The organism is Mycolicibacter terrae (assembly GCF_010727125.1).
Taxonomy (GTDB): domain Bacteria; phylum Actinomycetota; class Actinomycetes; order Mycobacteriales; family Mycobacteriaceae; genus Mycobacterium; species Mycobacterium terrae.
This window is the reverse complement of sequence record NZ_AP022564.1, coordinates 3,631,717-3,651,059: the sequence shown is the minus strand read 5'-3', so window position 1 is coordinate 3,651,059 and position 19,343 is coordinate 3,631,717. Positions and strand designations below refer to the sequence as shown.

The window sequence follows — 19,343 nt, the reverse complement described above, 5'->3', positions numbered from 1 at the left end:
GTCATCTCACCGCCGCATCTGAGGGCAACATCAGGAACAGCGCGTAGGTGGGGGCACCGATCATCACGGCCAACCCGGATCCGATGATGCTGAGGCCGAAGGCACGACGACGCGCCGATCCGCAGACGGCCACCATCGCCCCGAACGCCACCGACAGGGCAGTCGTAATGGCCGTTGCGATCAAGACAATCGGCCGAAAACCGAGGTGCGGTCCCAGCAGCCGGTCCACCAGCAATGACGTGATGCCCACCAACAGCGCCAGTACCGGTTGGATGGCGACCGGCAGGAGCCAGGTGGCCCTGCGCCACACGTCCGTGTCGATGTCACGGAAGCGGGCCAGTAGTGCGCTGGGCATTCAGCAGCTCCTTTCGGTAATCAGGGCAGCGCTCCGCCGTTGTTCGTTGATGCTGACGGCGGCGCGTATCGTGACCCGAAATCGGTCCCCGCTCCGGGGTCGAACTGATCGAAGGTGAAACTACCCAGCCCGATCTCGTGGTGAAACGGCAGATTGAACACGGGGCCCACGCTGCTGCCGGACTGGGCGGGATCGATCAACACCGTCCGGGTCGTTCCGTTCGGCAGGTCTTGGTACACCTCCAGTGACGGGTAGTCCGTCCGCGTGCCATCCACGCGCAGACCCAAGGGGCCTGGGGTGAACACCAGGTCGCCGTTGACGCTCAAGCGGTGGTCGCCGAACGGTCCGTGGGCGTCGTTGGTGAATCCCGGCACCAGCGGGTTTCCGGCGTCGTACTTGATGCGGACCGAACCGTCCGGGGCTTGCATGACACTACCCTGGGGGACACCGACTTTCACTCTTCCGGGGCCACCGCTGTCGTTGAGTTCGACGGACGGGTTCTGCCGCAGCACCACGATCCCGTTGTCATAGTCGATGTAGGTGGTGACCTTGGTGTCTTCAGGATCAAACTGCGCATTGGGCCCGCGTTCGTTGCCGAAGTCGCGGGCGAAGAAGCCGCTCTTGACATCGCGCTGTGGAATCCACTGCGACGCGCGCACCACGCCCTGCCCGGGCACCGGATCGATCCGGGCCACCCGCACCTCGGAGTCCACGCCCTGGAACTTGGGGTCGTAGGTGTGCGCATCCAGCGCGGCCGCGGTCGTCCAGTCCGACGCCGACACCGGGTCGCGGCCGAAGACCTCGCGGAAGGCGTCGACCTGATTGAGCCGGCGTTGGTCGGCGCTGCTCGGCGCCTTCTTGACGGTGTGGTCGACGGCCTGCACACCGGGCCCACGCCCGCCCTCGACGCGGTAGCCCCCGCTGAGGGACCGCACCACTTCGGCGCGGGCTCGGCTGTCCGCCACGGTGTCGGCGACCACCTGGTGGATGTCGCGGGTCTTGACGGTCAGGAACCGTTGGAACTGGCGGGCGCCAGCGGGGGTATCCAACGCCAGCGCTTGTTGATTGGCCAGTGCGTCGCGGATCTCGGTCTCGATGCCGTCGAGTCGCCGGCGCCCGAGCAGCGCCACCTGCGCAGCACCGCGCACCGCGGCGACGAACGCCCGGTCCAGGTGCGTCGTCGTGCGTAGCCGGCCTGCCAGCGCGTCCTCGCGTTCTCGCGCGGCATCGGCATGAGCACCGAGTTCCTCGGGCATACCCGGGACGGTAGTTCAACCGTGCCGATCGCGGTATTCACCCCGCGGCGCTCAATCCTTGAAATACACGAGCTGATGGCTGCTGGTCAGCAGCGCACCGTCGCGCGACCACAGGTGCGCGCTCTGGTCGAAGTAGCCGCGGGAGAAGGCGTTGGCGTGCGCGCTGCCCAGCACGAAATCACCGCCGACGGCGTCGATCTGCGCCTTGTCGGCGTGGAAGTAGGTGGTCAGTGAGATCGTGCCGGCCGGGATGAAGCCGCCGCGGCGCAGGAACACCCGCGGATAGAAGATGTCGGAGACCGCGGCCAGTGCGGCGAAGTCCAGGGGCCGCTGCTCGGCGTCGCGCACCCACAGTGTGGTGGTCGACGACTCGCTGTGGACACCCTCCTCGGGAACCGGCCCATCGGTGAAACGCATGTCGTAGCGCTTGGCCCAGATTATGAACTCGATGAAGGCGCTTCGCGGGATATCTTCGGGGGCAGGGGCTTTCGGTGGGTGGGCTTCGATGTCGGCCCAGGTGTCGCGGTGCAGGCCGAACACCGCGGTGGCGGTGGTCTTGACCTCGTCGCCCTGGCGCAGTTCCAGAATCCAGTGCTGATTGCTGCGGTTGGTGCGGGCGGCGCGCAGCGCGATGTCGAACTCGCCGTCGGCGATCGGCGCGGCGTAGTTGACCGTCAACGCCAGCGGGTCACCGATGCGGTCGGGGTGGGATTCGACGGCGCGCAGCAGCACCGCCGCGGTGATCCCGCCGAACGGCCCGACCATGTTGGCCCACTGCGGTTCGGTGGCACCGCGGACCACGCCGGCGTCGACGGGTTCGAGCTGCATGGCGCGGTCGAAGGGGTGGGGAGTCACGGGGATCCTTCGGGGGTGGGCGAAACGATATCGGTCACGCTATCGCGCGTGGTTTTCCGATCGTGCTCAGCCCGGATTGGTCGCGGTGACCACCCAGGTGTGGCCGGGGAACTTCACCACCCCGTCGACGCGGTGCCGGCGCAGCTCGGCGCGCAGCTCTTCGATGAGCGCAGCCCACCCGTCCGGGCCGAGCCGGTCCGCCAACTCGGTGCGGGCCTGCTGGCCGGTGCGGTTGGACAGGATCATCGTCAGCCGTTCCTCGACGCCGTCGCTGCCGTCGATGCTGAAGTTGCAGACCCCGTCGAACGCCGCCAGGCCGACGTCGCTCCAGCCGGCGTCGGCCAGGATGGCCTGCACCCGCTCGGCGTTGCCGAAGGCCAGCGGGCCCGGCGCGGTGGGATCAGCTGGCGCAGGCGGTGATTCCAGCCGCGCCGCCAAGACGTCGACGCCCACCGAGAACATCGGGTTGTCGCCCTCGCGCCAGCACACGAACGCCAACCGCGCCCCGGGCGCCGCCGCGTTGCGGATGTTGCTGAACGCGGCCACCGGGTCGTCGAAGAACATCACCCCGAACCGCGAGATGACCCGGTCAAACGCGGGCCCGCCCGCCCGCAGATCGAGCGTCTGGGCGTCCCCGAGCGACACGGTGGCCTCCGGCACCCGCCGACGGGCCGCGGCCACCATCGGCTCGGAGATGTCGACGCCGACCGGGGTCGCCCCGAGTGCCGCCGCCTGCTGCAGCAGAGTCCCTGCACCGCTACCGATGTCGAGCACCCGAGCGCCCGGTTTGATGTCGGCGGCCCGCATCACCGCATCGGCGAACGGCGCCAGCGCCGCCTCGAAGATCGCCGCGTTGTCAACCCAGTCCACACCTTGGGTTGCCCAGGACTGCTGCTGTTCCTCGTTCACCATGGCTCTCAGCGTAGGGGGCCGCGACCGCTAGCCTGAGAGCCGTGGATGGCCAGGCGTTCTACACCCAGACCGGTCCCGGACAGTTCGACAGCTCACCGCTGACCGCCGGGCCGTGGAGTGCGGCGAGCCAGCACGGCGGGCCGCCGTCGGCGCTGCTGGCCCGCGAAATGGAGCGTTATGAGCCGCGCGACGGGCACCGGCTGGCGCGAGTGAGCATCGACATTCTGACCCCGGTGCCGGTGGCGCCGCTGAGCATCGCGGTGGAGGAGATCCGCACCGGCAAACGGGTGCAGCTGCTGCAGGCGACCGCGCAGGCCGGCGGGCGCACGGTGCTGATCGGGCGGGCGTGGCGGATCGCCGCGGCCTCAGCGGATTTCCCGACCGATGTTCCCGAGCCCACGCCGGATGGGAGCGAGCCGGCCGCGCAGGCGTTCATGTTTCCCGACGGCTGGCATGTCGGCGGCTACATGTCCGCGATCGATTGGTGCTTTCTGGTCGGCGGTTTCGCCGCGGACGGCCCGGCGCGGGCCTGGGCGCGCCCGAACGTGACGCTGGTCAACGGGGAGTCGATGACGCCGTGGCAGCGGGTGCTGACGGTGGGCGACTCCGGTAGCGGGATCAGCGCGTGCGCCCCGCCGGCGCAGCATCCGGCGATCAACTGCGATTTCGCGTTGGTGCTGCACCGGGATCCGGTGGGGCCGTGGATCGGGATGGACTCGCGCACCCTGGTGACGCCCGGGGCCGGGGCGATGACGCAGACGACGGTCTTCGATGCCGCCGGGGCGGCGGGCCTGGCGACCCAGACGCTGGTGGTGTGAGCGTCCGGGGCACCCGGCCTTGGGCGACAGGATTTTTGCCCGCCTCTGAGCGACTTTCAGCGTTATGTCAGCCCGGGAAGGCAAATTGTCGCGCAGAGTCGGGCACCAACCCCCATGTCCCTCGACGCGGCGGAACGGGGCTGCGCACCGAACTCGCGCCCGTCGTCGACGCCGACGAGCGCGAGGAGCGAGTCCGGCAGGCCACCGCCGTCGGGCAGGACGCGCCGCGGGCCCGCTACGTCGACACCGTTGGTCAGAGCAGAGTTCCGAACACGACGAAGGCCGCCACCGCGAACAACACGGCGTTCAGCGCGACGCTGGCCGGCTCCTGTAGCCGAGAATGCGCCCAAGCGGCGCCGACCATCACCACACACAATCCCGCGGCGGCCAGCGGAGTCAGTACCTGCCCGACCCCGGTGAGCCGCGGCGCCACGAGTCCGACCGCCGCCAGCAGTTCCATCGCCGCGGTGAAACGCACCACCGGCATGGGAAACATCGCCACCCCGGTTTGTCCGGTGGCAAGGAGGCGCTCTCGGGGCATCGTGAGTTTGGCGGTGCCGGATGCTGCGAATACCACGGCCAGGACGAGTTGGGCGGCCCACAGTGCACTGTTCATCGTTTCAATCCTTTCCGTTTTGGGTGTCCCTCTGTAAGACGGCCGGGAGCCGCGGGATGTGACACCGCTGGTGTCACGTTCGGCGGGGCTGGATCGTCTACAGGGGATGAGCGACTATCAGGCCATCCGTTATGACCGGCGCGGCCACGTCGGCACGCTCACGTTGGCGCGGCCGCACAAGCGCAACGCCCTGAACCCGGCGATGCGCGCGGAGCTGGTTGAGCTCGGCGGGCAGCTGCTGGCCGACGAGACACTGCGATGTCTGGTCGTCACCGGCGACGGGCCGTCGTTCTGTGCGGGCATCGACCTGGCCGAAGACATGGCCGGCACACTGGCCGCGTTCGCCGAGCAGCCCTTGAACGATGAGACCGTGGAGCTGGGCTTGCAGGTGGCCGGGACCTTCGAGTGGATTCCCACCCTCGGCTGTCCCAGCGTCGCCGCGGTGCGTGGCCACGCCTATGGGGCGGGCCTGCAGCTGGCGCTGGCCTGCGATTTCCGCATCTTCAGCCGCGATGCCAGGGTCGGGTTGACCGAGACCCGCTACGGTCTGCTGCCCGACATGGGGGCGACGTTTCGGCTCCCGCGCATCGTCGGGGAGGGGCGAGCCAGGGAATTGATCCTGCTCGGCGAGGTGATCGGCGCCGACGAGGCGCTGCGGATCGGCCTGGTCAACCGGGTGGTCGACGACGACGAACTCGATTCGGCGGCTGTCGAATTCGCCGAACGCCTAGCGGGTCAACCGCCGCTGGCCGTGCGTGGGGCGCGGCGCGCTATGGAGGCCGGACGTGGTTTGGATGACTTCGCTAGCTTGCGCGCGGCGGTCGCCGAGCAAGCGCGCTGCCTGGCATCCGAGGAGTTCAACCAATCCGTGTCGACGGAGAGAGGGTGATCGCTATGACCATCGACCTGCCCTACCTCGATGAGCACACGGTACGCATCGACGCACCGCGCAATGTCGTGTGGACCGGCCTGCAGCGCTACATCGAGTCCATGCTGCACGGAACCGAGCGCAATCCCCTTGTCGCACTGCTCGGCCGGCAACCCCGGGCCGGCTTCGACGTGGTGGAAAGTGTTGAGCAGGACTCAGTCTGGCCGGGCGGCATCGCTTCTCGCGCTATTGGCTGGTGTTCGAGTTGAGGACGTCCCGGGTGGCGCGACGTGCGTTCACGCCCGGGCCTACGCGGCGTTTCCGGGGATACATGGGCGTGCGTACCGCGCGCTGGTGATCGGGACGCGGCTGCACGTCGTGGCGACGAATTACATGCTGCATGGGATTCGGGCGGCGGCGTTGAGGACGGCGCGAGGTGAGTCCGGTTGACCGGCTTATTTGGTCAGGTAGCCGATCAGGGCCAGTCGGACGGTTTCGTCCGGTAGTCGCACTCAGTTGGGGCGGAGGTGGGGGATACGACCGTGGCGGTTCGGATGCCCGCCAGCGGCAAAGTGGCGGGCTCGTATAGTCAACATGAGAACGGTCACAGTAGCCTCGCGTCCATTGACAAGAACGAGTGTCTGCATGCGTCGCTCTTGAGTCTCCATGCAGAGTGAAGGAGAGTGTCCACCGGTGATTTCGGCTGGTCCATCGGTGACCTCTAATCCTCCCTCTTTCGGCTACCGTCCCGACCCGGAGAGAGTCGACGTCATCGACGGCCTCGGCGCGTTTCCGCGGGTGCTGGTCGTCGACGGGCCGGTCCGTGAACTTGTCACGCAGGCCGTTGAGTGTCGGGCACTGGCCGTTCCCCCGATCGAGTTGCCGGAGGGGCTGTACTGGTTCCAGGGTGTCGACGGCGGCGGGCTGCTCCTGCAAGTGGCTCGGGGCGTCACACCGGGTGACGCAATGATCGTCCCGCTTGATCGCCTCAATGACGATCACCCGCTGATGGCTGCCTACGGGTGGGCTGAGCAGTTCTGGGCCGACGCACAATCTGTTCCGGCGCCCCGGTTTGAGATCAACGAGGCCGCTGTGACTCACCCCGGCGACGTGGACGTGGTGATCCGCGACCGATTCTTCGTGAGCGGGCGCTCGGGGCAATGGTCCTACACGGTGATCGTCGAAGGCCGCCAGCAAAATGTGGTCGAGTCCTCGCTGAAGGCGCGTCCCGAACTCGACGCCCCGCGAAACTGGGTGACCCGTGAACCGACCCCAGCACACCGATTCGGTGCCACGCTGACCCGTGCCAAGCTGCAGAGCAAGTTCGCCAACACCCTGTTCTCATTTCGGGCCACCCGCACCACGTTCCGGCCCTACCAGTTCAAGCCGGTGCTCAAGCTGTTGCAAACCGGTAAGGCACGCATCCTTATCGCCGACGAAGTCGGTCTCGGCAAGACGATTGAAGCCGGCCTGATCTGGACTGAACTGGAGGCGCGTCGCGAAGCCGATAGAGTCCTGATCGTCTGCCCCGCAGGACTTGTCGGCAAATGGCAAGAGGAGATGGAAGATCGCTTCGAGTTCGACGTGGAGGAACTCGACAGCAATAAGCTGCGGTCTTTCCTGGAAAAGCACCGCCAGAACCGGCTGCCGCGCCGGCAGGCCTACATCTGCAGCATCGAACGGCTGCGCAGCTGGGATGGCATCGAAGAACTCGACGACCTGCCGCCGGAATTCGACCTGATCATCGTCGACGAGGCGCACTCCATGCGCAATTCAGACACCAAGAGCTACGCACTGGGCACTCGGCTGACCGACTGGGCGGCGAACCTGATCTTTCTCACCGCGACACCGATCAACCTGCGCCAAGAGGACCTGTCGAATCTGTTGGAGCTGCTGGCGCCGGAGGACTACGGCGACATCGGCAACCTTGAGCTGCAGCTCGAACCGAATCGCATCATCAACGCCGTCGCGGCGCGTCTGTCGGAGAAGGGCGTCAACGGCCACGAACTGTGTCGCAAGCTCGACGAACTGCGGACTGTTGCACTCGGTCACCCGCTGATGCAGCGTCCCGACTTCGGCCTATTGAAAGAGACGCTGGCCAAAGATCACCTGACCCCACGCGATGTCGTGGAGGCACGACGCTACCTCGCTGATCTCAACACGCTCTCGACCGTGATCACCCGCACGAAAAAGGTCGAAGTCGACGACCGGAAGTCCAAACGGACCCTCAACCGCCACGCAATCCACTGGCAGACAGTCGAAATCGACTTTTATAACGAGTTCCTGCAATGGTGTCGGGATCGCGCCGCCGCAATGGGACGGCCGCTGCACTTCGCCATGCAGATGCCGCTGCGACTGGCTAGTGCCTGTTTGCCGATGGCGCGGCGGGCGGTGCTGGACCCGCAGGGCTTCGGCGAAGTCGCCGACGCCGACTCCGACACTTCGGCGGCCCGGATCGCCCCGCATGCCAGCCTGGTGGCCGCAGCGCATCGGCTGCCGGCAGAGGTCGACACCAAATTCGACCGCCTGCGGGAGACATTGCGCGACTTACACGGCCAGGGCCGGCAGGCCCTGCTGTTCACCCATTCGCGGCCCACACTGGCCTACCTCGTCGGCCGGCTGGAGGACGAGTTCCGGGTAGCGGTCATGCACGGCGGTGTCAGCCGGGAGCAGCGCCGACGCATCATGGCCGACTTCCGTGCCGGGGCCTACGATTTCGTCTTGGCCAACCGAGTGGCCAGCGAAGGCCTCGACTTCGAGTTTTGCTCCGCGGTGATCAACTACGACCTGCCGTGGAACCCGATGGAGATTGAGCAGCGCATCGGCCGCATCGACCGCATCGGCCAGGTCGAAGAGACCATGCTGGTGGTCAACTTCGTCAACGAAGCGACCATCGATGAACGCATCCTGTCGCGGCTATTGGATCGTATCGGCATCTTCGAGTCGTCGATCGGGGTGCTGGAGCCGATCATCGCCGCCAACGCCACCGAGGTGCTGGAAGCCGGGTTCGACTTCACCCTCACGGACGAGCAGCGCGAGCAGAAAATGCACGAAGCGCTGACCGCAATCGAAGAGCAACGCGCCGGCCTGCAGGACGTCTCGGATGCCTCCAGCGCGCTGCTGGTCAGCAACGACGTCGACGTTGCCGGACTTGAAGACGACCTGGTTCGGACCGGCCGCTACATCGGTCAGCACGAGCTCGCGCAGCTGCTCGATGACTGGGCCCGCGTCGACGGCGCCCTGGGCGTTCGGCTAGCCGCGGATCGACGCAGTGCCGAGTTCTACGGCAACCCCACCATGGCCGGGCGTGTCGAGGAGCTCGCCAAGACAGCGCAGCGCACCCGCAGTGAGACCAGCGGTCTTGCCGCACAGCTGCGAGGTGAGATGTCGATTCCGCTGGTGCTGGATCAGGAATTGGCGCGGACCGGGGGCGGGAGATTGCTAACTGCGACCAGCCCGCTGGCGATGGCGGCGGCCGCGGTCCCGGGACATCGCCAAGCGCGCTTCGCCTCACTGCGGCTGTCCGCGACGGCGGAAGATGTCGCACCCGGCGTCTACGTTGTGGTCATGGCGAAAGCGGTGTCGGCATCTCGAGGGGGCGACGAGATCTGGGGTGCGGCGGTGACGGCCAGCGGCCGTGACGCCGGCGATGGTCCGGCGAATGCATTGTTGGCGGCGCTCGCCCAAGGCGCGCTTGCTGACGCCCCGTTACCGAATGTCGACCGGATTGGTCGGCTCGCTGACCGCGCGCAGGACCAACTGCATCGCCGGCACCTGGACGAGCAGGCTCGGCGCAACCATGAGTTCGATGCACTGCAGCGGTCTCGGGCGATCACCCTGCGGGAGCAGTACGGGCGCAGGCTCGCGGCCATCGAGAACCGGATCGCGACCGCGCGGTCACGCGGCCGTGGGGACCGCGTGATCGCACTGTTTGAAAGCCAACGCCGGCGCGCCGAGGAACGTTTCGATGCCCTGTCTGCCGAGTTGGACGACGAAGTCCAGCCCGAGATTCGACTTGAGCCGCTCGCGGCCTGTGTGATCGAGATTGTGGCCTGATGGAGGTTGATGAGGTTGATGCGCAAGGAGCTTGAGCTCGAGGACGAACGGACCACGGAGAAGCGGTACGCAAAGGCATTGCGAGACAAAGCCAACCGCCCGCTGGCCTATTCGGGCCCACGAAACGGCCTGTGGACCGGAAGCGGTGTGCCGTCACGACCGAAAGTGCCGACCGGCGAGCTGGTGGGCCGCGTGGCGTTGGCCGGCCCAGACCACTACGTGCTCGACGGTGCATCCGACTTCTACATCGGCGAGAAACATGCCGAACTCGACGGTGTCGAGGTGTTCAGCTGGACCGCACCGATCGCCTGCACGTTCTTCCGCGGCACCAGACACCACAAGCTCTGCGACGAGGTTGCCGTCGTCCGCACCATGGTGCGACGTGGCGGCCAGATCGTGGATTTCAGTGACGAGACTGTCCGCACCGATGCCCCCGAACACCCATTCCGCAAGCGTGGGTTGGCTATCCCTGCTCCGCCGACGATGCCCAAACGGCCCGATGTGCCGAAACCGTTGGACCCGGTGACCGAAGGACTTTCGGCGGATGCACCCGAAGGACATGATCACGCCGACCACGAACCCGTCGGAATTCGGGCGGAGGAAGCGTTGCGGGCCCAATTGCAGGCTCCGCGAACAAAGAGGCTGGATTCGGTGCTGGCCACACTGCAGCCGGACCAGTACGCGTTGGTGACGATGCCGGCGAGCGACAGCATGATCATCGAGGGCAAACCCGGCACCGGGAAGACGATCATCGCATCCCACCGCGCCGCCTACCTGGTCAACGAGGACACCCCGGCAGAGGAAAGGGCTGCCGGCAACGTGCTGCTGATCGGGCCGACCACCGGGTACTCCAAACATGTTCTCGGCGTCATCAACCGCCTAGCCGGCAACTCCGCACAGCTGCGAGTGCTGTCGCTGCCGGAGCTGTGGCAACACATCCTCGGGCTGGAATACCCGCCGAAAGGCGACATCTCGCCATCGTCGCAGGACGCGGACTGGAAACTGGTGCGCTTGTTGCGGCGTGCCATCCGGCAGATCCGCACGACCAGCGATGGTGCCGCGCTCTCGGCCGAACAGGTTTACGAATACATGCGTGCCAACAGCGCAGCGGTCACGACCGACCCGCAGTGGAGCACCTACCTGAGCGCGCTGCCTGCCTACCGACATGCGCGGGAGCTGCGGGCCCATTCGCCACTTCTTGCCTATATCCAATGGGAGGTGAGTCCGCCGTCCGAGCTCGCCGGTATCACGCACATCATCATCGACGAAGCACAGGACGTGACCCCGCTGGGCTGGTTGCTGTTAGACGAGATCAACATCGAGGATCGATGGACGGTGCTGGGAGATCTCAACCAGCGCCGGTCGGACCACACCCCGGCGAATTGGCCCGAGATCCTGGACTTGATCGCGATCGAAGAAGACACCGCGACCTTCGAGTTGGCGATCGGATATCGGTCCACGAGGCCGATTTTGGAGTTCGCCACCCGCCTGCTTCCCAGAAACCAGCGCACCGTCAACGCATTCCAACAGCAGGGTCCGGCCCCAGTGGTGCAGAAGGTGAAACCGGCGGAAGTCGGTGATGCGTCGGCCGCACAGGTGGAGCGGCTGCTGACTGCCTATCCATTGGGCACCGTTGCCGTCGTCGGTCCCGACACCAGCGCGGTACGAAAGAGCCTGCGGTCGCGTGGCTGGGTCGGGTCCATGCACGACCTGAGCCCCTGGGAACGCGACGGCCGGGAAGTAACCGTCCTCGACCCCGATTCGGCACGCGGGATCGAGTTCGATGCTGTCGTGGTGGTGGAGCCGGCTGCATTCAAACAGAACCGTGGCCATCAGGGACCGCTGTATACGGCACTGACCCGGCCGAACCGGGAACTGGTGGTTGTGCACAGCAGCGCACTGCCGGCACAGCTGCGGGAGAGGTAGTTCGGGATTGGCCGGCCTGTCCGACCCGTCAACTAACCTCCGCCGCGTGGACGAGGGTCTGTACGAATCGCTTCTCACTGACCGGCTGAACCAGGACCTGGCTGGCCGCCCCCGACCTGCACCCGCAGATCGCCGCTGTCGACGACGCCGAGCAGCCGCTGACCCTGGCCCGGCCCCTGTCCCCGCCGTGCCGGGAATGAGGCTGGCATTGCGAGGATGGGCGTCCCACCGCCTGCCGGGCAGCATCGTTCGACGGCGTTCGTGATCGCTGACTCCTTCTGGCGACGATCCGTCGCTGTTGACGGGCCGGGCAGCTACGGTTCCTGTCGTGGCGACAGATGGCTGGGAATTCTGGAAGGTGACGACAGTCGGCGGGGAGCTCGCCTGGCTGGCGCTGACGCGGCCGGGGGCTCGAGCGGTCATCGACCGTGAGAAAGTCTGGACGCTGCTGCCCAAGGTGCGCGTGTTCATCGCCAATTGGTTCGTCACTGAAGACTTCGTTCATCAGGACGGACTGTGGATCTACGAGAATATCGACGTGGACGAGGCACGCGGCCTGGTGGTTGACGTTCCTGACCCGACCGCAGAGTTGATGAGCCGGATCACCCGCCCGGAGCGCGTGTTGACCCTTGAGCAGATTGACCGGCACCCGGTCTTGAAAGTGCTGGGGGATCGTGCGAATGGGGTGTTGCTCGCTCGTGGTTAGGGCGTCATATGAGTCTCCGTTTGCCTCTGGTGGTGGCGAATGGCGCCGTGGTGGAATTTCCTGATGACAGCGATGGAGACGAGAACTCCGGGACATTTGTTCATGGTCAAAGCCGATGTCAGCACCATCGACTGCGACGCTTGGCTGTTACCCACAGACTTGCCCTTCAAGGTGAATGAAGGCTTTGCTGCGGCGGTTGGTCTCACCCAAGCGGGATATCTTCAGGGCTTCCGATGGGACCGTCGGGCCGTGCCGTTCAATCCGCGATCGGATGATGGCAAGCCATTGGTTGTGCTGGGCAAAATCGGCAAGGCGCAGGCAGTATCGCCTGCCGACGTTGACGAGCAAGTGGCCGACCTCGTGCGCGTGGTCGGTGAGTTTATCGACGTTGCCAAGGCCAACCGCAAAGCGAAAGGTGAACTGCTGCGTCTTGCCTTGCCGGTGATCGGAACTCGCGACGGCGGCCTGAGTGATGCCAAGGGACACGCAATCAAGAGGCTGATCTCCGAACTCCGAGCGCAGGCACGCGACACCGGTGTCGACATTGTGCTATGTGCGGACAATGACGTGACGTGGTCCGCGATCCAGAAGGCACGAGAGGATGATGAGTCCGCTTGGGGATTGACCGGCCAAGAACGCAGGTTGGCCATTCAGCTGGCAAAGGCTGCGCGTGCCGGCCAATTGGTGCTCTTCATCGGCGCGGGCGTCAGCAGTGATGCCGGCCTGCCTGGTTGGCAGGAATTACTCAACCGGATTCGACCGACGAAACTCTCCGACGAGCAGCGGGCTGGCTTCGAAAAACTCGACTTCCGCGACCAGGCAACGCTGATCGAGCAGGACTTGGGTAGCCCTGCCGAGCTCAGAAAGAGAATTGAGCAAGAGCTCGACGGATACCAGTACATCGGTCTGACGCACGCTCTGTTGGCTTCATTGGGCGTTCGGGAGTCCATCACCACGAACTACGACAAGCTGTACGAGCGCGCATGCACCAAACGCGGGCACACCGTCGACCAGGACCTTGTTGTTCTGCCGTACCACCGGGCTGTTGAGGGGAGGCCGTGGTTGCTGAAGTTACACGGCTCAGTCGACCAGCATGACCACATAGTTTTGACGCGGTCGGACTATCTGAAGCTGGCGCGTGATCGAAGTGCGCTGTTCGGGATCGTTCAAGCGCTGCTCGCGACAAAACATCTGCTGTTCGTGGGTTATTCACTGACCGACGAGGATTTCCACCGCCTGATCGACGAGATCCGCATCGCGATCGACCCGATCAAGGAAGAGTCATCCGACGAACTCGGCACGGTTCTGACCATCCAGGATACGCCGCTGGACAAACTCTGGAAGGGCTTGCTGCAGATTCATCGGATTGGGTCCGGCAGTATCGGGCCGTCAGGACGGCGCGTGCAGATCATCTTGGATCGGGTGGCCCATCTTGCAACGCCGTACGCGTCCTACCTGCTTGACAGTTCGTTCGAGGGACTTCTTTCGCCAGATGAGATTGAGATCGCCCGGGCGCTCCAGGGCCTGGAGAGGAGTGTCGAGAAGATATTGGAGAAGGACGCCCGCCAGCCGACCGCTCTGGCGGTGCAACAGGTCCTTGAACGCTTCGGGTCGACCGACCGCGATTCGCGGAGGTCAGGTAAGTAAGTGCCGATGGGGCTTCCGGTGATGCCGCGGACTGTCGAGCCAACCCCACATGTCGGCGGGCCCCGGTATGTTCCCAGTACAAGAGTCGGCACGTTGGCCGGAAGGGGTTCCCGTTGGGTGATTGCAGATCCGGTCTCGGTGGTCGTCGGGCGGCGCAGCGACTCGTCCTGTCACACCTTGGTCAGTGACCACCATGGATATTTTCCGCATACACCAAGAGTTGATCGACGACTATCGGCTGTTCACTACCAGCGCCATCGAGCCACGTGAGCCGCGGATCAGCCAGCACGTCGCCGACGAGCTGGCTAAGCAGACCCAGTGGCCGGAGCCGTGGCTGTCGCTGAACCCGATGTTCGCCACGGGCGGGTCGATCGACGAGTTGGTTGCCGAGGATCTGCTGCACCCGGAGTGCGCGAAGATCTTTCGCCCCAAGCGAGATATGGCCGACGTCGGTACCGCACCGATCACACTGCACCGCCACCAGCGGGAGGCGATTCAGACGGCGCAGTCCAGCAAGAGCTATGTGCTGACCACCGGCACCGGGTCCGGTAAGTCGCTGGCCTACATCATCCCGATCGTCGACCACGTGCTCCGGCAGGAACCGCGCCAACCCGGGGTGAAGGCGATCATCGTTTACCCGATGAACGCGTTGGCCAATAGTCAGGTGGGCGAGCTGGAGAAGTTCTTGCGCTACGGCTACGGCGAGGGCAACGAGCCGGTGACGTTCGCCCGCTACACCGGCCAGGAAAAGGACGAGCGGCGCGACGAGATCCTGCGCAATCCGCCCGACATCCTGCTCACCAATTACGTGATGCTTGAGCTGCTGCTCACCCGTCCCGAGGAACGCCGCAGGCTGGTCGGCGCGGCGACCGGCTTGCCGTTCTTGGTCCTCGACGAACTGCACACCTACCGGGGGCGGCAGGGCGCCGACGTCGCAATGTTGGTGCGACGGGTGCGCGGAGCCTGCCAGTCCCCTCAACTGCAGTGCATCGGCACCTCGGCGACGATGGCCAGCGGAGGCACGCTGGAAGACCAGCAGCGGGTAGTCGCCGAGGTCGCCAGCGCGCTGTTCGGGACCGACATCACCCCGGACCGGGTGATCGGGGAGACCCTGGATCGGGCCACCGTCGGCGATCCCGAGGACGTCGGCGGCCTGACACGCGAAGTACGGAAGTGTGGCGCAACTGGGGACTACGACGCGCTCGCTTCGTCACCGTTGGCGACGTGGATCGAAACCACCTTTGGGCTGACCACCGAACCGCAATCCGGGCGGGTGATCCGGCAGCGTCCGGCTAGAGTCCACGACTCGGCGGCGAGGCTGGCTGGACGCACCGGCTGCACCGTCGACGAGTGCGAGCAGGCGATCCGCGCCACCCTGCTGGCCGGGTCGGCGGTCCGGAATCCAACGACGGGCCGGCCACTGTTCGCGTTCCGGCTGCATCAGTTCCTGTCCAAAGGCGACACGGTTTATGTGTCGATCGAGGAGGAACAGCGCCGCCACATCACCTCGCAGTATCAGGTGACGGTCCCCGACCACCCCGACCAGCTGTTGATGCCGTTGGCGTTCTGCCGCGAGTGCGGCCAAGAATATCTGGTGGTCGCCCGCTCCACCCTGAGCGCTGAGGTGGTGTACCGGCCACGGCGTGATCGTGACGCTAGCGGCGGGGATCAGGCGAACGGCTACCTCTACATCTCCACCGATCAACCGTGGCCGGTCGATCCGCTGCTGGAGGGCAGGCTGCCGGACTCGTGGTTGATCGACGGTGCCATCGTTGACCGCCGTAAGCAGTATCTGCCGCGCCGCATCCGGGTAGATGTGGGCGGAAACGAGGTCACCGGTGGCGGTGTTGACGCGGCGTTCGTGCCGGCTCCGTTCCGGTTCTGCTTGCGCTGCAAGGTCTCCTATGAGCAGGCCCGCGGCAGCGACTTCGCCAAGCTGGCCACCCTCGACGTGGAGGGCCGCAGTTCGGCGGTCTCGGTGCTGAGCACCTCGATCGTGCGGTCGCTGGACAAAATCCCCGAGTCGGAACTCAGCGCTGAGGCGCGCAAACTGTTGACGTTCGTCGACAACCGTCAGGACGCCAGCCTGCAGACCGGGCACTTCAACGACTTCGTGCAGATGACCCAGTTGCGCGGCGCGCTGCACCGGGCGGTGCAGCAGAGTGCACTGCGCCACGACGATGTCGCCGAGCACGTGGTGGCTGCGCTCGGGCTGCCGTTCGCCGATTATTCCGCCAACCCGCAAGCCGTCTACGGGGCGAGAACCGCCGCCGAGCGGGCCTTCAAGGAATTCGTCGAATATCGGCTCTACGCCGACCTACAACGCGGCTGGCGGGTGACGATGCCGAACCTGGAGCAGACCGGGTTGCTGCGCATCGGGTACGAGTCTCTGGAGGAGATCGCCGCCGACGCCAGCCTGTGGGAGCCCGCCTATCCACCGTTGCGCGATGCCCAGGCGGGGCAGCGAGAAGAGCTGTGCCGCATCGTGCTTGACGAATTCCGCCGCGAACTGGCCGTCGATGTGGAATGTCTGACCGAGGACGGCTTCGACCGGGTCAAGCGGCAGTCCGATCAGCATCTGGCTGGTTTGTGGGCGATCCCGCTCTACGAGCCGCGGCCTCGCCCCGGCGCTGTGTCGACCACTTCCGGGCAGCGGGGCACCCTGCGCGCCGATGTCCGGATGACCGGCCGATCGGCGGTGGGGCGCTACATCCGCGAACGCAGTGGACTGAGCCTGGCTGGCGCGCCTCTGGACGTCTCTGACGCCCAGAGGGTCATCGAGGATCTGCTCGCGACCCTCGATCGTGCCGGCTTGTTGACGACGGTAGACCTGCCGGGCGCCACCGGCGCCAACTACCGGCTCAAAGCCTCCGCGGTGATTTGGAACGCTGGCGACGGCAAGCACGGTGCACCCGATCCGCTGCGGCGCGGATTCGACCCCGACCAGGGGACCCGAGTTAATCCGTACTTTCTAGACCTGTACCGCAACACCGCGGCCGATCTCGGCGGTATGCACGCCCGGGAACACACCGCGCAGGTGTCTGCCGCCGACCGGGAGGAACGCGAGAAACGGTTCCGCAGCGGCGATCTCAAGGTGATGTACTGCTCGCCGACGATGGAACTCGGTGTCGACATCGCCAGCCTCAACGCGGTGATGATGCGCAACGTGCCACCCACCCCGGCGAACTACGCCCAGCGCAGTGGCCGCGCCGGCCGCTCCGGGCAGCCGGCGCTGGTCACCACCTACTGCGCCACGGGAAATGCCCACGACCAGTACTACTTCCGGCGGTCGGAGGACATGGTCGCCGGCTCGGTTGCCGCACCACGCCTGGACCTGACCAACGAGGCGTTGCTGGCCTCACATCTGCATGCGCTGTGGCTGGCCGAGACCCGCGCGAGCCTGCACACCCGGATGCCACAGCTGCTCGACCTCGACGCGCCAGACATGCCGTTGTCGGCGGACCTGCAACGTGCCCTGGCCGACTCGGATGCGGTGCGACGCGCCACCGATCGCGCCGGCGAACTGATGGCTCCGCTGGCCGAGGAATTGCAGCGCACCTCGTGGTGGCATGACGGGTGGGCCGAGGCCGTGATCACCAACGCGGAAAGCCAGTTCAACCGCGCCTGCGAGCGGTGGCGGGAGCTCTACCGGGCGGCGCTGGACGATCAGAAGGAACAGAATCGGATCATCTTGGAGCCCACCGTGCCCAAACGGGCGCGGGACGCCGCCGACGCACGTCGGCGCGACGCCGAAGGCCAGCTGCGGCTGCTGCGCAACGAAGACACCGATCAGGCATTCTCCGATTTCTACACCTACCGCTACTTCGCCTCGGAAGGCTTTCTGCCAGGCTACAACTTCCCCCGGCTGCCGCTGGCCGCCTACATTCCCGGCGCGCGTCAGGCGGCCGGAACCCGCGGGAACTACCTACAGCGGCCACGGTTCCTGGCAATCAGCGAGTTCGGCCCCGGCGCCATCATCTACCACGAGGGTGCGCGCTACGAGGTCAAACGCATTCAGGTGCCGATGACCGCGGGCGGTATCGGAACCGTCGAACTGCAGGATGCCTACCGGTGCGAATCGTGTGCCTACCACCATGTGCGGCGGCCCGGCCTGGACGTCTGCGAGAACTGCGACACGGCGCTGGGGCAACCGCAGCACGGCTTGATGCGCATGCAGACGGTGTTCACTCGGCGGCGTGAACGCATCTCCAGCGACGAGGAAGAGCGCCGCCGAGCCGGATTCGAACTGCACACCTCCTACCGGTTCAGCCAGCACGGGCCACGGCTGGGTCGGCTAGATGCGACAACATCGGGTGCAGACGGTCAGCCGCTGGTGGCGTTGAGCTATGGCGACACCGCCACGGTGCGGGTTACCAACGTGGGCCGGCGGCGTCGCAAGAACCCCAACGAGCTCGGCTACTGGCTGGACACCGTCAAGGGCGACTGGCTCAGCGAGAAAGCCGCCGAGGACGCCACCCCGCAGGACGACGGACTGGGGGACGCCGCCGATGTACCGACCAAACACAAGGTGATCCCCTACGTCGAGGACACCCGCAACATCCTGGTGCTGCGGCTGGCGGCACCGGTCTCCGTGCAGGTCGCCACCGGCCTGCGGTATGCGCTGGAACGCGGCATGGAAGCGGAGTTCCAGCTGGAGGACTCCGAGTTGTCCAGCGAAGCACTTCCGGACGACGACGAGCGTGGCCGGATGCTGTTCACCGAATCTGCCGAGGGCGGTGCCGGGGTGCTGCGTCGACTGCACACCGAACCCGACGCGCTGGCCCGAGCTGCCCGCCAGGCCCTGCAGATTGCCCACTTCACCCCCGATGGCGCCGACCTTGGTCAGGCCGACGGCGCGCGGGAACGGTGCGAGAAAGCCTGTTATGACTGCCTGCTGTCCTATGCCAACCAACACGAGCACGCAGTCATCGACCGGCACGCGGTACGGGATCTGCTGCTGAAACTCGCCTCGGCCACCACCACCGCGGTGACAGCGGATCGCCCACGTGGCGAACACGTCGAGCAGCTTCGTGCGCAATGCGAGACGGATCTGGAACGCGGTTTCATCGACCTACTGGTCGAGCATGACCTCGTGTTGCCCGACGGGGTTCGCGAGCAGATCGCGGGAATCAGGGCAGATTTCGCCTTTCGCAACACCGACTCCAGCCTGGCGGTATTCGTCGAACCCGAGTCGCCCGACGACGCCGGCGAGGTTGAGGACAAACTCATGGACGCCGGCTGGTCGGTACTTCGACTGCGTCCCGGCCAGGATTGGCTGGCCCAGGTGCGTCAGCACCCGTACGTGTTCGGTGAAGGAAGGGTGTAGCA

The 19,343-nt window shown here is 66.0% G+C and carries 12 protein-coding genes and 1 pseudogene; 8 read left to right on the top strand and 5 right to left on the bottom strand.

The window, feature by feature from the left end; all coding sequences use genetic code 11:
- Window position 1 precedes the first annotated feature (1 nt).
- From G6N23_RS17260 to G6N23_RS17245, 4 genes are all read right to left on the bottom strand, one after another.
- Window positions 2–355 (bottom strand): hypothetical protein, encoded by a 354-nt coding sequence (locus G6N23_RS17260; RefSeq protein WP_085259757.1) that lies wholly within the window; start codon window positions 353–355, stop codon window positions 2–4.
- Window positions 356–375: 20 nt separating this feature from the next.
- Window positions 376–1,611, bottom strand: coding sequence for a DUF4226 domain-containing protein (locus G6N23_RS22115; protein WP_085259758.1), 1,236 nt, complete (start codon window positions 1,609–1,611; stop codon window positions 376–378).
- Window positions 1,612–1,662: 51 nt separating this feature from the next.
- The gene (locus tag G6N23_RS17250) at window positions 1,663–2,439 is read right to left on the bottom strand and encodes an acyl-CoA thioesterase (protein ID WP_173675061.1); all 777 of its coding nucleotides are present in this window, start codon (window positions 2,437–2,439) and stop codon (window positions 1,663–1,665) included.
- A gap of 93 nt (window positions 2,440–2,532) precedes the next feature.
- Window positions 2,533–3,378 (bottom strand): class I SAM-dependent methyltransferase, encoded by an 846-nt coding sequence (locus tag G6N23_RS17245; RefSeq protein WP_085259760.1) that lies wholly within the window; start codon window positions 3,376–3,378, stop codon window positions 2,533–2,535.
- A gap of 41 nt (window positions 3,379–3,419) precedes the next feature.
- Here G6N23_RS17245 and G6N23_RS17240 point away from each other — a divergent pair, with 41 nt between their 5' ends.
- Entirely contained in the window at window positions 3,420–4,196 is a 777-nt protein-coding gene (locus tag G6N23_RS17240; RefSeq protein ID WP_085259761.1) for a thioesterase family protein, read from the top strand.
- 253 nt (window positions 4,197–4,449) lie between these two features.
- Here G6N23_RS17240 and G6N23_RS17235 read toward each other — a convergent pair whose 3' ends face one another.
- Entirely contained in the window at window positions 4,450–4,812 is a 363-nt protein-coding gene (locus tag G6N23_RS17235; protein ID WP_085259762.1) for a DoxX family protein, read from the bottom strand.
- A gap of 106 nt (window positions 4,813–4,918) precedes the next feature.
- On the opposite strand from G6N23_RS17235, the gene G6N23_RS17230 reads away from it, so the two are divergent.
- The 7 genes and pseudogenes from G6N23_RS17230 to G6N23_RS17200 all read left to right on the top strand — a co-directional run bounded on the left by G6N23_RS17230 (window position 4,919) and on the right by G6N23_RS17200 (window position 19,341).
- Complete coding sequence (locus tag G6N23_RS17230) at window positions 4,919–5,701, top strand: enoyl-CoA hydratase/isomerase family protein (protein ID WP_085259763.1); 783 nt, start codon at window positions 4,919–4,921, stop codon at window positions 5,699–5,701.
- Window positions 5,702–5,706: 5 nt separating this feature from the next.
- A pseudogene (locus G6N23_RS22625) lies at window positions 5,707–6,130 on the top strand (hypothetical protein).
- Window positions 6,131–6,394: 264 nt separating this feature from the next.
- On the top strand, window positions 6,395–9,736 hold the full coding sequence (locus tag G6N23_RS17220; RefSeq protein WP_162291746.1) for a helicase-related protein: 3,342 nt from the start codon (window positions 6,395–6,397) through the stop codon (window positions 9,734–9,736).
- Window positions 9,737–9,754: 18 nt separating this feature from the next.
- Entirely contained in the window at window positions 9,755–11,662 is a 1,908-nt protein-coding gene (locus G6N23_RS17215) for a helicase domain-containing protein (RefSeq protein ID WP_157997505.1), read from the top strand.
- Window positions 11,663–11,990: 328 nt separating this feature from the next.
- Complete coding sequence (locus G6N23_RS17210; protein WP_085259766.1) at window positions 11,991–12,368, top strand: hypothetical protein; 378 nt, start codon at window positions 11,991–11,993, stop codon at window positions 12,366–12,368.
- 63 nt (window positions 12,369–12,431) lie between these two features.
- Window positions 12,432–14,015, top strand: a complete 1,584-nt coding sequence (locus tag G6N23_RS17205; protein ID WP_157997506.1) for an SIR2 family protein — start codon at window positions 12,432–12,434, stop codon at window positions 14,013–14,015.
- Window positions 14,016–14,208: 193 nt separating this feature from the next.
- Entirely contained in the window at window positions 14,209–19,341 is a 5,133-nt protein-coding gene (locus G6N23_RS17200; RefSeq protein WP_085259829.1) for a DEAD/DEAH box helicase family protein, read from the top strand.
- Window positions 19,342–19,343 lie beyond the last annotated feature (2 nt).

Excerpts from the sequence above, each read along its gene's own strand:
- G6N23_RS17250 (WP_173675061.1), bottom strand. The coding sequence starts at position 2,439 with ATGCAGCTCGAACCCGTCGACGCCGGCGTGGTCCGCGGTGCCACCGAA.
- G6N23_RS17215 (WP_157997505.1), top strand. The coding sequence starts at position 9,755 with ATGCGCAAGGAGCTTGAGCTCGAGGACGAACGGACCACGGAGAAGCGG.
- G6N23_RS17200 (WP_085259829.1), top strand. The coding sequence starts at position 14,209 with ATGGATATTTTCCGCATACACCAAGAGTTGATCGACGACTATCGGCTG.
- G6N23_RS17205 (WP_157997506.1), top strand. The coding sequence starts at position 12,432 with ATGACAGCGATGGAGACGAGAACTCCGGGACATTTGTTCATGGTCAAA.
- G6N23_RS17245 (WP_085259760.1), bottom strand. The coding sequence starts at position 3,378 with ATGGTGAACGAGGAACAGCAGCAGTCCTGGGCAACCCAAGGTGTGGAC.
- G6N23_RS22115 (WP_085259758.1), bottom strand. The coding sequence starts at position 1,611 with ATGCCCGAGGAACTCGGTGCTCATGCCGATGCCGCGCGAGAACGCGAG.
- G6N23_RS17260 (WP_085259757.1), bottom strand. The coding sequence starts at position 355 with ATGCCCAGCGCACTACTGGCCCGCTTCCGTGACATCGACACGGACGTG.
- G6N23_RS17235 (WP_085259762.1), bottom strand. The coding sequence starts at position 4,812 with ATGAACAGTGCACTGTGGGCCGCCCAACTCGTCCTGGCCGTGGTATTC.
- G6N23_RS17230 (WP_085259763.1), top strand. The coding sequence starts at position 4,919 with ATGAGCGACTATCAGGCCATCCGTTATGACCGGCGCGGCCACGTCGGC.